At 34.8% G+C, this 13,618-nt stretch carries 12 protein-coding genes; 2 read left to right on the top strand and 10 right to left on the bottom strand.

What is annotated here, in order from left to right:
* The 4 genes from HNS38_RS06480 to hutH form a co-directional block, all read right to left on the bottom strand.
* Positions 1–243: a phosphopantetheine-binding protein gene (locus HNS38_RS06480; RefSeq protein ID WP_172279168.1), complete on the bottom strand. Its 243-nt coding sequence runs from the start codon at positions 241–243 to the stop codon at positions 1–3.
* 65 nt (positions 244–308) lie between these two features.
* Complete coding sequence (locus tag HNS38_RS06475; protein ID WP_172346169.1) at positions 309–1,532, bottom strand: beta-ketoacyl synthase; 1,224 nt, start codon at positions 1,530–1,532, stop codon at positions 309–311.
* A gap of 12 nt (positions 1,533–1,544) precedes the next feature.
* Positions 1,545–2,279 (bottom strand): 3-oxoacyl-ACP reductase FabG, encoded by a 735-nt coding sequence (fabG, locus tag HNS38_RS06470; protein ID WP_172346168.1) that lies wholly within the window; start codon positions 2,277–2,279, stop codon positions 1,545–1,547.
* Between the two features lie 3 nt (positions 2,280–2,282).
* Positions 2,283–3,821, bottom strand: coding sequence for a histidine ammonia-lyase (hutH, locus tag HNS38_RS06465; protein ID WP_172346167.1), 1,539 nt, complete (start codon positions 3,819–3,821; stop codon positions 2,283–2,285).
* 893 nt (positions 3,822–4,714) lie between these two features.
* Here hutH and HNS38_RS06460 point away from each other — a divergent pair.
* Complete coding sequence (locus tag HNS38_RS06460) at positions 4,715–4,915, top strand: hypothetical protein (protein ID WP_172279086.1); 201 nt, start codon at positions 4,715–4,717, stop codon at positions 4,913–4,915.
* A gap of 39 nt (positions 4,916–4,954) precedes the next feature.
* Here HNS38_RS06460 and HNS38_RS06455 read toward each other — a convergent pair whose 3' ends face one another.
* The 6 genes from HNS38_RS06455 to HNS38_RS06430 all read right to left on the bottom strand — a co-directional run bounded on the left by HNS38_RS06455 (position 4,955) and on the right by HNS38_RS06430 (position 12,608).
* Entirely contained in the window at positions 4,955–5,359 is a 405-nt protein-coding gene (locus HNS38_RS06455) for a hypothetical protein (RefSeq protein WP_172279088.1), read from the bottom strand.
* A gap of 180 nt (positions 5,360–5,539) precedes the next feature.
* Entirely contained in the window at positions 5,540–6,142 is a 603-nt protein-coding gene (locus HNS38_RS06450) for a hypothetical protein (RefSeq protein WP_172279091.1), read from the bottom strand.
* 10 nt (positions 6,143–6,152) lie between these two features.
* Positions 6,153–8,408: a T9SS type A sorting domain-containing protein gene (locus HNS38_RS06445; RefSeq protein ID WP_172279093.1), complete on the bottom strand. Its 2,256-nt coding sequence runs from the start codon at positions 8,406–8,408 to the stop codon at positions 6,153–6,155.
* A gap of 29 nt (positions 8,409–8,437) precedes the next feature.
* Positions 8,438–8,854: a hypothetical protein gene (locus tag HNS38_RS06440; RefSeq protein ID WP_172279095.1), complete on the bottom strand. Its 417-nt coding sequence runs from the start codon at positions 8,852–8,854 to the stop codon at positions 8,438–8,440.
* A gap of 12 nt (positions 8,855–8,866) precedes the next feature.
* A complete protein-coding gene (locus tag HNS38_RS06435; protein ID WP_172346166.1) occupies positions 8,867–10,444 on the bottom strand; it encodes a hypothetical protein in 1,578 nt (525 codons plus the stop codon).
* 907 nt (positions 10,445–11,351) lie between these two features.
* Entirely contained in the window at positions 11,352–12,608 is a 1,257-nt protein-coding gene (locus HNS38_RS06430; protein WP_172279102.1) for a GWxTD domain-containing protein, read from the bottom strand.
* 146 nt (positions 12,609–12,754) lie between these two features.
* Here HNS38_RS06430 and HNS38_RS06425 point away from each other — a divergent pair, with 146 nt between their 5' ends.
* On the top strand, positions 12,755–13,516 hold the full coding sequence (locus HNS38_RS06425; protein WP_172346165.1) for an energy transducer TonB: 762 nt from the start codon (positions 12,755–12,757) through the stop codon (positions 13,514–13,516).
* Positions 13,517–13,618 lie beyond the last annotated feature (102 nt).

Below are 13,618 nucleotides of genomic sequence, written 5' to 3'. Positions count from 1 at the left end.
TTAAGAGTTTATTCGAAGATGGATGAAATCGTAAAACTGGTCTAAAGTCTTTACTCCTACCATATCTTCTCCTTTAATTACAAGTCCGAAAACATTCTCAACTACCACTACTATATCTACAAAGTCAAGGCTATCAATACCCATCTCTTTCCAAGTAGCTTCAGGAAGAAGGTCTTCTTCCTCTATCTCAAATTCATCAATTAAAAACTCGTTAACTTTAGAAATAATAACATTCTTTTCCATTAATCTCTCCATTTTTTGGGCATACAAAATTAAAAGAAAAATTAGAATTTAATAGCAGCAATTAATTATTTAGCAAATTTTTCAATAATTAGTGAAGAATTGGTTCCTCCAAAGCCAAAAGAGTTGGATAAAATCCTTTTAAAACTGGCCTCTTTGGTCTGTTGAACAATATTTAATTTAGCGGAATGTTCATCTGGATTTTCAAAGTTGATATTTGGAGCCATAAAATCGTTTTGAAGCATGAGAATGGAATAAATAGCCTCACTAGCGCCGCCCATCCACATTTCGTGACCTGTCATGGATTTGGTAGAAGAAACAGGAATTTTCCCTCCAAAAGTTTTGAAAAGTGCTTGAGCTTCATTGGCGTCACCTACCGGAGTAGATGTGGCATGTGCATTCACATAATCAATATCAGAAGCCATTAAACCACTTTGCTTTAATGCCATATTTATTGAACGACCTGGCCCATCCACATTAGGTTGAGAAATATGACTTCCATCGCTAGAAAAACCATATCCTTTGATTTCAGCTAAAATAGTAGCTCCTCTTTTTTGAGCTGACTCTAAAGTCTCCACAATTAATGTGGCTCCTCCTCCACTGGGCACCAAACCATCTCTATCTCTGTCAAATGGTCTAGAAGCTTTAGTGGGATCACTATTACGCATAGAAAATGCACCCAAACCATCGAAACTTCCCATGGCATATAAGTTTAATTCTTGTGCACCACCACAAACTATGGCTTCTTGTAAACCTTGCTTGATGAGCAGATAAGCCATTCCGATAGCATGAGAACTACTGGCACAAGCTCCACTGATGGTTGTATTTATTCCTCTCAATTTGTAAATCACAGAAAGATTCATGGAAATGGTAGAATTCATAGATTGAAAAATAGAACCTGAACCAATTCGTGTCGTATCTTTTTTGGCTCTTAGTGCATCGATACTTTCCACAACAGCTTTGCTTGAGCTATCGTTTCCATAAAGAATTCCAACTTCATTTTTCTCCAGATAATCATTGTCAATTTTCGCCATTTGCATCGCTTCTTCCGTAGCCATAAAAGCATAGGCTCCTTGTTCGGCTAATCCTATCCTCATTCTGCGATCTATTTTCCCTTTGAGTGTAGGCTCCGGCACATGACCTGCTAAACCACTTTGATAGCCAAAATCGATACGTTCCTGCTCGAAGCCAATGCCTGATTTACCTTGGTATAATGATTCTTTTACCTCGTCCACATTCAGACCGATGGTACTATAAATTCCTAATCCTGTAATTACTACACGTTGAGCCATAATAAGATTATTTTATGTATACAAACCTCCATTAATTGATATCACCTGTCCTGTAATATAGGAAGAATTTTCTGATGCCAAGAAGGATACCAAATCAGCAACCTCCTCAGGTTTTCCGAAACGATTCATAGGAATCAATTTCTTATGTTCTTTTTCATCAATATCTGCAGTCATATCACTTTTAATAAAGCCCGGAGCGACTGCATTTACGGTTACTTTTTTCCTAGCTACTTCTTGTGCCAATGCTTTGGTAGCTGAGATCACACCTCCTTTAGTAGCTGAATAATTAGTCTGTCCCGGCAAGCCTTTCAATCCACTTAACGAAACCATATTGATGATTCTCCCCGATTTTTTGAGGAGCATGTTTTTGATTAGGGGACGAGTGACATAGAAGAAACTATTCAAATTGGTATTTAAAACATCGCTCCATTCTTCATCTTTCATAAAGACCAAAAGGGCATCTTTTCTAATTCCGCTATTATTCACCAAAACTTGAATATAAGCTTCTGGGTTTTTCTCTTGCCAAGAATCTAAAGCGGATTGAACGGCTTCTAAATCAGAAACATCAAAAGGAAGTAACTCTGCAGAACCACCAGCTTCAATTATCTGATTTAATGTGATTTCAGCTTCGGTATGATTAGAACGATAATTGATGATGATATGAAATCCATCACTGGCTAATTTGATGGCGATGGCTTTGCCAATTCCTCTGGAACCTCCAGTAACAAGGGCGTAGTTTTTTCCCATATATTAAATAGCTATGTGATGATTATATATGAAGTCTCTCATCTTTTGAATATCAGTATATCCGATTCCATCTTGCTCAAACCTTGGAACCACTTTTCTTAATTCAAGGAAAGTACTTTTGGTTTTAGAAGATAATTTGTCATCAAACTTCAGATAATCTACAGCTTGAATGATGGCAATCATATGAACAGCCATCACTTCAAAACTATTTTTAATGACTTTTTCTGCTATTAACGCTGAATTGGCTCCCATACTCACCACATCTTGATTGTCGTTATTATTAGGGATACTATGTACATACATGGAATTACTCAACATCTGATTTTCAGCAACGGTGCTGGTGGCAGTAAACTGCATACCTTGAACTCCCATATTCAAACCTAAAACACCCAAATTCACAAATGGAGGAAGTTTTTCGTTGATTTTATCGTTCAATAAAAAATTCAACTGACGCTCCATGAGCATGGACAATTTGGTGGTGGCCATTTTAAGCTTATCCATTTCGAATGAAACGTAATCGCCGTGGAAGTTCCCACCATGAAATACATTTTGAGCTTCAGCGTCGATAATTGGATTATCATTTACTGAATTTATTTCACCGATTAAAATTTCTTCACTCTTCTCAATAGTCTCAAGAACAGGCCCTAAAATCTGAGGTACACAACGTAGAGAATAATATTCTTGAACTTTCTCAGAGAATACTTTTTCGCTATTGGTTCCATTGAAAAGCTTTTCTTCGCGCTTCTGGAGGAGCTTGCTATCAGAGAGAAGCTCACGCATATGAGCAGCAGTCTCATTCTGTCCCTTATGCTTTTTCACGCCATTTAAAGCAGAGGAAATATGATCATCATAGCTTTCTACAATTTGGTTCAGCATGGCACTGGAATAGATTCCCCAGCCATAAAGATTTCGTGCATTGATGAGGTTAACAAGACCAATCCCTGTCATGGTGCTTGTTCCATTAATCAAAGCCAATCCTTCACGAATATGAATTCCTATCGGTGTTAAGTTTTCCTTGGCAAAAATATCAGCCATGGGCTGACGCTTTCCTTTATAGATAGCTTCACCTTCGCCAATCAAGCCCAAGGCAATATGAGCCAACTGAACCAAATCACCACTAGCTCCTACTCCACCATGTTCTGGTATGATCGGGTAAATCTCCAAGTTGAGGAAACGAGCCAATTGCTCCACCACCTCCACATGAATCCCACTATATCCTAATAAAAGAGTATTCATTCGAGCTAGAATAGCCGCTCTAATATATATTTCGTCAATGATATGGCCACTTCCAGCAGCATGACTTCTAATTAAGTTATATTGTAACTGCTTTAAATCAGCATCGTCAATACGATATTGAGCCATTGGGCCAAAACCAGTATTAATACCATATATGATTTTTTCAGCAGTAAAATCTTTTAGAAATTTGAAGCTTTTCTCAACTCGTTCAATAGCTTCGGGAGCAATCTCCACTTTAGCTTTATGTAAAACAACTTGTTCAAAGGCTTTTAAATCTAATGCGTCTTTACCTATTAATATGTTCATTATAATTTTTCTATAAGCTTGCAAATTTAGAAATAATATTGAAAGCTCAGGCGTATATCATATAGCCATATTGTAATTATTATATAGATGACCATCAATCAATTTATTGCAGTAATAATCTAGAAACTAGTGAGCTTGATTTTAGGTGTCCCAGCTTAATATTTGTTTAAATATTTTTTATTATGCCCTTTTTCGAAAAAGGGCAGCAAAAACAGCCGCTGTATCAGCAAGTCTACTCCACAAATGAATTTTCGGAAAAACAATAAACTCCTCCTTATAGTGACATCCTACAGAGTGTCACTAACGAGCGTCAAACAGTATTGTTTATTATTCCTTCAATCCATTTACTCCGTTTAACGACTTCCTGATAAGGCGGAGTAGACTTCCTGTGGAAGTCTTTATAAACTTTGCGGGGGTAAAACCATTTATACATACCATTATTTTCTATTTGAAGCTCTACAGTTCTATTATTTCTAGATTCTTGATTCGAAGACTGCGGGAAGGCCTGTCCAAACAGGGAGGCCAGCTGAGTGGTGAATGTAAAAATGATAGATTTTTCGCTAAGGCGTTTACGTTTTAAAATGATGACAACAGAATTTGCAATGTAAAAGAATCTATATCGAGATTTTGAATACCATTAGAATCCTACATTGTCATTATTTTTCTACTTAGCGCTAAAAAATCATCATTTTTATAGAGGAGGTAGGGCATTTGTTTGGACAAGATTTTGGTACTTTTAGCTTAAAAGTACAATCAAAAAGAAAAATATTAAGACAAAAGAATGATGTATGCTATATTGATTTTGGTTTCGTATTTGACAAAGAAATTGAATATAAATCTTATCCCATCAGAGTTACTCCTCTTGTTTTCATCAATAGGACTCATTAAAAATTATGGACTGTATACTCTCCATAGTTATATGGGAACTCATTAATACAAAAATAATTAAACTTAGTCCGGTACAGATCATAATAATAGCTATGGCTTTCAATGAGATAAAAGTCACCAATCCTAATGATAAACCTACAGAAAAGCAAGTTTTAATAATTACTGATGAGCAAAAACATTTGACAAAAATATTTCGTTTTTGGTAAGGGTTTCCCAGTGCGAAAAACAGGAGCGGTCCAGCTAAGCTACCTAGAAAAGGTCATTTCCAAAACAATATCAGTTTCCCCTGGTTCTAATATCATTTCAGTTTCTGTAAGCTTTTTAATTGTGGTGCGGGCTGTTTTGTCATTCCAATCGGGAACTGTGATATCCAATGCGGTTTGGTTTTCGGCCCAAGCCCAACTGGTGGTTTTGTAAAGCTCACCATTTTCTATTTTACGCCACTCTATGCTACCATCGGTTTTAAATTTCCAAACATATTGCCAAGTGAGATAGGCATAGCCATGGCCATTTAAATAATAGGTATCAACATTCCATGTTTGGCATAATAATTCTTCTTTTGTAGGAGGTGTTGGCTCTTCTTCCTCCTCTTTTTTACAGGCTGAAAATAGCACTGCAAAAATGAATAATGTTAAAATTGATTTTTTCATCTGTTTATAATTTATTTTCATTTGTCAGATGGAACTCTCGATGAATTTTAATCATTCTCGTGTGTATAGTTAGAATGCTAAAATTCATGTTCGTTTCATTTGTTTTGTTTTTGAATAAATGAAGTCAGGGTGCGAATATTTCACATAATACAATTCATTCGCGCCCTGACAATTTATTGTTTATTTCGCTTTTATATGCTCTACCAACTCATATTCTTGTCCATCTCTAAAAACTATTTTTACCAAGCCCATGCCTTTTTTTACATAGGTTTCAGCTACTTCTTCTTGCTGTGGTTTACAGGTATAATGATAAACATCTTTAATCAAGTTCCCATTAATGTTTATGCTGTCTAATTTTATGGCATACCTCAAATCGAAATAACTCTCCGAGTCATGATGACTACCATCTATACTTGCAAAAGGATGTATGACCACATAAAGAGTTTCATTTATTCTATTAATAAAAAAATTGCTCTTAAACACTTCTTGATTATTAATAGAATACCGTGAACGGATTCCCATTCCAGCATTACAATATTTATTACACTCATCACCATTAGATGGGGTATAAAGATTTGAACCATTCTCATAGCCCCTTAAAATTGAATTCAAAATTGTATCAGATATATTATCTTTGAAAATCAAGGAGTCATATTCATTATACGGGAACCAGGATGACTCATCAGATGTTAAATTAGGACAACCTGGCTCTTTACAGTCATTACAGGAACTGATTATTAAAATCAATAGAATTATTGGGAGATAAAAAAACGCTTTTTTCATATCATATTTTTTAGTGTTTTACAATAAATTTTTCTCTAAATGCTATGCCTTTTTTATTAAATATTTCGATATAATAAAAACCATTTGATAGGTCATTAACATTAATTCCTTTATTTTGGTATAGTTTACCTTCAAATAAATATTGACCTTGTTGATTGAAGATTTTATAAATCATTTGATCTGTGTCAATATCACAAGCAATTTTTATTTCAGTTTTAGCAGGGTTGGGATATAATACAATATTTGAATTATTATGTATTTCAATGGCTGCAGTTTTATTGTCAGAATCAAGTTTTGATTGATACATAACACCCAAATCATTGTTAATTGGTTTAATATAATTATTATCCCTAAAAGAAGATTTACTATTAGAGATTTCAAAACAATTATACTCTTCTATTTTTGCACTGAAAGATGAGCCTTGGTATACATGAAACCCAGGTGTGAGCTTAATTTTATGACCAGCAATAAGATTTAAACTACCAGTTTCATTTGAAGCACTTCCGATACTTCCATTATAATTCATAGTTTCAAAAGTCCTTAAGTTTGCTGGATTTTGAATAGTACCAAAATCTGTTCCATTATTTTCAAAAGGGTATGATTGTTCAACATTAGAATAAACCATATTCCGAAAATAAGCATAACCATTATGTTCACCAAGATGCCACATTTGGTACCTTCTATAAAGTAAATACATCATCATATAATCAATCCCATTATAAATACCATGACTATCATTTATTCCTGATTTAAATTCTTCTGGACCATTTTGAAACCTATTTCCTGCTCGCCATCCTGGAGGTGCCATATTTGGAAGTAAACAATCATCACAACCATCAAAATCAAAAGGAATATTTTGCTCAATTCCATTTCCCTTCCAACTATAGTTATAAGGCCCACATAATGGAGCGGAAGCTAATATACTCTCTATTCTTTCAATATAATCATGTTCTTGTATTTTACGGTAATTGTCTTCCCATTCGGTTATGTGCAAAGCTGACCAGAGTAATCCATAAAACAGCTCATGATCTGTACGAACATCTTCTTTAGTTTTTTTCAAAAGTCTATAAATTACACCAGGTGTTCTTCTAAGTTGAATAGGACCTAATGAATGATCCCAAGAATCACCAACAACAGCTAAATTAGCTAAAATAATTCTAGAATAATAAGGGCCAATCCAAAATGAAAAATCTTGTAAAACAGCAATGAATTCCCAAATACTAGCTCCATTTCCAGTTTGTTGATTAAATGTTTCACCTGTAATTTCCTCCACAGCCTTTTTAACACCATATCTTATAAATCTAGCATTCCAAGCCTCTCTACCAACTTTATCTCCATGAGGATTTTTCACAACCCAATTTTGCACTCCATAAAACTCAGGATGAGCAGGGGTGGCAGGTATTACAGAATTCGCAACGGCCAAAGACCACCAAATATTGTCTTCTTCAAGGAGTTCTAATCCATCAGTTGCACCTTCTCTTAAATGCTCTGCTATTTTCAACGCGTTTGTTTTAGCACATTGTCGAAAGTTAAATGGCATATTATAACCTGTTTCAGTATTATAAAACCATACGAAACCATCAGGGGCAAATTTCTTTACTAGAGCTAAACCCATTAATAAAGCAGCTGCCTGATCAATACTCATTTCTTCAAACTTTTGCTCTTCATATGAAGGAGGTACAGATTTATTATCAGCCCAAAATCTATCTGCATAAAATGGCATTCCTGGTACAGCTTTTGTGTAATGATCTATTGAAGGGTCTATACCTTGATTAAAATTGGACATATCGAAATTAAATGGGCCATTACCATAGCCTAAGCCATAAGTTCCATCAGTTAAAGACACATCATGGCGCATAAAAAAACCATCATGTTCTGCTGTTTGGTTCCATGGGGCTTTATCTTCACACATATCTAATCTCTCATATGTTTGCAAAGCGTAATAAAGCTCTGTCAATGTCATATCATTAAACTCATCCACTTCAGCTTCTAGTTGGTATGACTCCAGTGCAAGAACTCCCATATACCATCCTAATTTAATAGTCTGATCTCCAACTGAAATGTTTTGTCCTCTCCATTTATGCCTCGATGCTACTAAGCTTTTACCCTCGCCTGCTCCTATGTCTATAAAGTACTGCCGGAACCTATGTCTATACCACCAATACTTCTCATGCAGTTCTTCACTAAGATCTTGAGCAGATGTAGTTGGAGGAATCAGATTTACTAGAAAAATAATTATAATTATCTTTATTATATATCTTTTCATATTCTTATTATTTAACTAAATTTCTAATACTACCTTTTAAATTCAATGATGATAATTTCATCTTCATTTAGCGATTCCAATATTAGATTGGATGAGTTTAGTTTCGTAATATCATATTTGAAAAGTCTCTTTTTTAGTTTTGATGCCTTTAAACCTTTATCAAAACCTTCAATTTCAATATTTTCTTGATTATCAACCCAAGCCCAAGTTGTTGTATCTGTAATTCCTGTGGTAACAAAGGTATTGATTAGCTTTCCATCACCAATAAACTCCCATTGAAAATCCATCATATAATTTACTACTTCCCCATTTATCGTATATTTATCAATATTCCATTCTTGACATAGCAAATCATCCTTACTAATTTGTGGTTCCGTCTCCTCATCTTTTTTACAAGAGCTCAACCCAATTAGAAGTGCTGCAAGTATTAAAACTATATTTTTCATATTGTTATGTTTTTATTGGTTTTCAAGTTTTTCTTTTAAACTATCTATCTCCTTCTGCTGTTGAGCAATATCCTTTTGCTGTTGGATAATATAAAGAGTCAATTCCTCCACCTTCCTTAATAAGACATCATCCATTTCCCCAAGGTTGTATCCATTTTCGGCAAACTCCTTGGCGCTCTTTACTTCTGGTAAATGTTTTTTAGTGTTTACGTAGTTTTCTAGCTCTGTTAAGGGCATTAATGGGTAATCTTGTTCAAATACATAATCGGAACTGGGGACTGTTTCGGTTACTATAATTTCTTTGGCGTTAATGGAGCCGTTAACTGCTAACTCATGAATTCCAGTATTTTCTGTTCCTATACCAATTTTTCCATTAAAAAATAGATTTCCATTTATATCCTTAAATTGGGGTTCTTGCCAACTTGCATCACCATCAGCATCAGCTGTTAAAACGTAACCTGTAACATCGGTATTGGTTGTTATCTTTATTTTTTTTGTAATGAAGGTTCCGTCGTGAAGGGTAAGCCTTGTGGCACTTGGATCACCATAATAAACCATTTCTAATGTCATTTTATCTACTCCTTGACAAGCCCAATTATAACGAGCACTACTAGAACTAGTTTTAAATGTTAATTCAGGTTTACCTGACTCATGACTAGTCTCCATTAGAAAATCAGAATAGGTATTGCCTCCAGAGTATGTTGCTCCAACAAATCTCAATCCTATCGTTTGTGACCCAAAATCAATATCCAATGGAGATTGGGGGTTATTCGTTCCAATTCCTACTTTGCCATTAGCTCTATAAATATTGCCATTACTTTCTTCCCATAAACCTGGTTCTGTTACAGTTCCTATACTTTTCCAACTGGCCAAACCCGCACTGTTGGAAACTAAGACCTTGCCATTTCCAGCACCACTAGTCATTTGGAAATTTGTAGTTTTTGTTCTCCCAATCACCTCAAGTGCATTGGCATCATTGGCATCATCGATTCCAATTCCAACATTTCCCCATTTATCAATACTCATACCTCTCAAACTAGCTTTCCCAGCTCCACCACCTCCATATAGTGATTTTAGTAGAATCGTTTTACCAGTAGTTGAACTTCCAAAACTTATCAAACCATTTGTTGTTGAAGCAAAATTTAACTCTGAATTAGTTCTAATTTTACCGTTTACATCTAATCTAAAACCACTTGTACTTGCTTTCCCAATACCAACATTAGCAGAAGTTCCTGAATTATAACTTATACCATTGCTTTCCGTACTCCAGGGCGAAGGGTCACCTCCACTACCTCCTGTGCTTGGTGCAGCCCAATAGGCTGTTCCAAAACTACCAGCGGTTAAAACATCTCCTGTATTCCCCCTTGGCAAAATTAAACCCGTTGCAGAAATTGTTCCGCTAACATCTAATTTAGAATTCGGTCTGCTAGTTCCAATTCCCACATTATCAGCATCGTAATATAAATCTGCTTTATTGGCAAGTGTCCAGTAATTTGTAAGGGTTTTACCATTTTTATTATTTGAATTATCCAACTCTAGTTTGTTTTCTACTTTTTTTATATCTGTTTGTGCAGAAACAGATGAAACCATAAATGCTATTATAATAGCATACCATAACTACTTTTTCATGAATGAAAAGAAATTATAAGAAAGCTCAAAGAATGTACTTCTAATTAAATTCCAATGACTTTCTCTCACCGATAACATTACTTAATTGCTATCAGCATATATTATTACTACTTTTGTAGCTTATTCGGCCCGATTCTAAGTTTACCCCGGATTTGTTGCGAAAATGGTGAGAGCTAAGGACGGGCTGATTGTTTCTTTTTTATCATAACAAATTGACCAAATAAGCGAAACAATGGCCGCCAGCCAGCTAAGTAAATTCGCTTGCCTCCAATTGATAAATCCTTTTTTTGCTTTGTATCACACCAAACATAGCCCTATACTTTTACAAAGAAATTAATAAAACAGTACTGAATATATGCTCTATAGGTAGTAATACGGGGGGGGGTATGTCTATTTTGCTTTTTCGCCTTATATATTTGTATATTAGACTTTTCTATGGTTTCCATGCGATAATTTAAAAAATAACTTGAACAAATATAGTAATATTCTTTATATACGTAAATTTAAATTGAATAATGACTGAAAAGAAATAATTGAGGAGGGATATATCTATTAATACTCTTTTTGGGGTTTTCGTAACCCTATTTTTTGAGATTTTTTTCATCTAATAGCAAAAGCGCTGTTTTCAGATTGTCTTTTGACAAGCCCATTAAGTAGTTATTCTTTTTATATCTGTCTCTAATCTACTTTACAGCAGAGCTAACTAGTGCCTGCACGAAAACTGCTTAATTTTGGAGTGCTTAGTCAGAAGACGTCAAGTTCGAGGCTTTCGCAGTTTTGAAAGTCAGGCGTCCCGACTATAAATGTCGGGATAACTGTTTTCAAAACAAGAGTAACGAAGAAATTGGCGTTTTCTAGCAAGCACTAACTATTGGTTTCGCCAATGATCTAATAACTGGTACCAAGAGCTTTTATAGCTTTCACTGCGCTCCAGTACAAATTCTTTATCTATTAGCGGCGTGTTCACGATGTTAAACACAAACTTAAGATCATTATAATCGGCATCAGGACCATATTCCCATACCTCACTGGCCTGTTCTTGATACACATGATCTGGAGGACCATAAATCATAAATATCATTCCTCGATCTGTTTTCCAGCCTTCTTTATAGGTAGTAAAGATTCTGTTCGCTCTTAACATTCGGGCATAATAGGTTTTCATCATTTCCTGACTCCTCTCCTTTGTTCTGTCCTCAAAATACCAAAATTCATTAATGGTATGAGCAGGGTCGTCGCCCAACATCATTGAAAATTCTTTTCTGGCATTTAAATATCTTAGGGCAAACACTTTTTGAGCATCGGAGCTTACTGATGGAAAGTCATCATAAAACTGCACTATGGTTTTTCCTGCTAAATCATCCTTTTTTGCATGGATTTTATAAACTCCAGATTTTGGTAATTGTATTAAAGAAGAAAGACCATCTTGCAAACCAAGATCGAATCCTTCAAAAATTTCTGGTTTAGAAAATTCCACTTGTTCTAGATTGGAATATGGTGGTTTTGCTGGAGAAAATTGTGGTTTTATATAACTTAGGTGAAGAACCTTAGCACCTGTATACCGATACTGTATTCTGACTTGCTTTCCATACTCTAACCATGGAAACCAAGATATTTCATTGTTCTCATCTAAGACTCTATAATTCTCAGCGGCATCCTCAGTTTTAAAAATCCTCAGAAACTTTAAATAATTGCTTTTATTTACTGGGTCTTGAAGGCTCACCAAAATCACATAATTGGAATTTTGCACCAAAGGAAGTGGAATTTTTATCTGAGCCACTCCATTTTGGATCTGATCAAAAGCCAATAATTCACTAAGCTTATAGGAGTCCGTTTCTATCACATCCTTTTTATTCATGGAAGTATAAACCGCATAAGTTAAAGTCATATAGCTATATATTTCCAGCTGATTGCTCTTTAAATTAGGAATTAATGATGGTAATACCCTAATAGATAGTTCTGACAGGCTATCATTTACATGAAACACCTGTTGCTGCATCATCCTACCTGGAAATTCATCAACATATTGTTTTGCTGTATTATATTTATTGAGTTTATTGCTTTGAGAGCAAGAAACTAGAGTGGCCATGATTAAAAGAAAACCAAAAAACTTAAGAAATCGATTCATAGTTATATGTTTTTAAGACTTACTTATAGACCAAAAGTTATGCCAAAAAACCACTTGAATAAATAAAAGTATAAGCACAGTAATAACAGTAGTTTAGGTTTCCATCTTTGGTTTTTTATTATCTTTGAACATCTAAACACACAATTATGAAAAAGTCCATATTTCTATTTGTATTGGCTATGATTAGCCATAGCATTTTTGCTCAATTCATTTCCTATCCCGCTGAAATTGTTGGAGGAAGCTATAATTATAAAATGGTTTTCGAACAGGAAATATATTATCCACAAGCGGCCAAGGAAGCCAAGGCCGAAGGAGAAATCATCATCTTTTTTACGGTGGGAGAAGATGGTTTCGGTAAAGATTTCAAAGTGGTTCAATCTGTTCATCCAGAATTAGACCAAGCTTATATCGAAATGATGAAGTATTTAACTTGGGTTCCTGGCAATAAAGATGGCGCAGTATGTGCGTCACAAGAAAAAAAATATCAAAAATTTAAAATTAAGAAATATGATAAATTGGTCAAAAAAAGAGGATACGATCAACCTCCTTTTCCATATACTCCCTACTCGTCAGAAATGACATTAAGGCCAAATAGCAAGTTGGAGCAAAAGACAAAGCCATTTTATAAAAATAAAGAAGTAAATGTTTATAAATTTATTTCAGAGTATATTAAAATTCCTGACGCAGCAGTAAAACAAGGAATTAAAGGAGAAGTAGAAATTGCATTTATAGTTGAGCCTAGTGGCAGATTGAGTAATTTCAGAGAAATTAAAGGACTTGGCGGAGGCTGTACCGAGGAGGCCTATCGTTTGATTCAAATGCTCAAATGGGAACCAGCCAAAGCAAACGGAGAATATGTGAGAAGCGAATATCAGATTACAGTTAATTTTGGGAATTCGAAGTATTAAGGAATAAGTGAACAGTGAACAACTAAATTTAAATGACTAATCTCCAAACAAAACCAAACTATTAGTTGTTAGTTATTCACTGTTAACTCAATTGAAAATTGA

Source organism: Lentimicrobium sp. L6 (assembly GCF_013166655.1).
GTDB lineage: Bacteria > Bacteroidota > Bacteroidia > Bacteroidales > UBA12170 > UBA12170.
The sequence above is the reverse complement of the archived record's forward strand: the minus strand, read 5'-3'. Positions and strand labels throughout refer to the sequence as shown.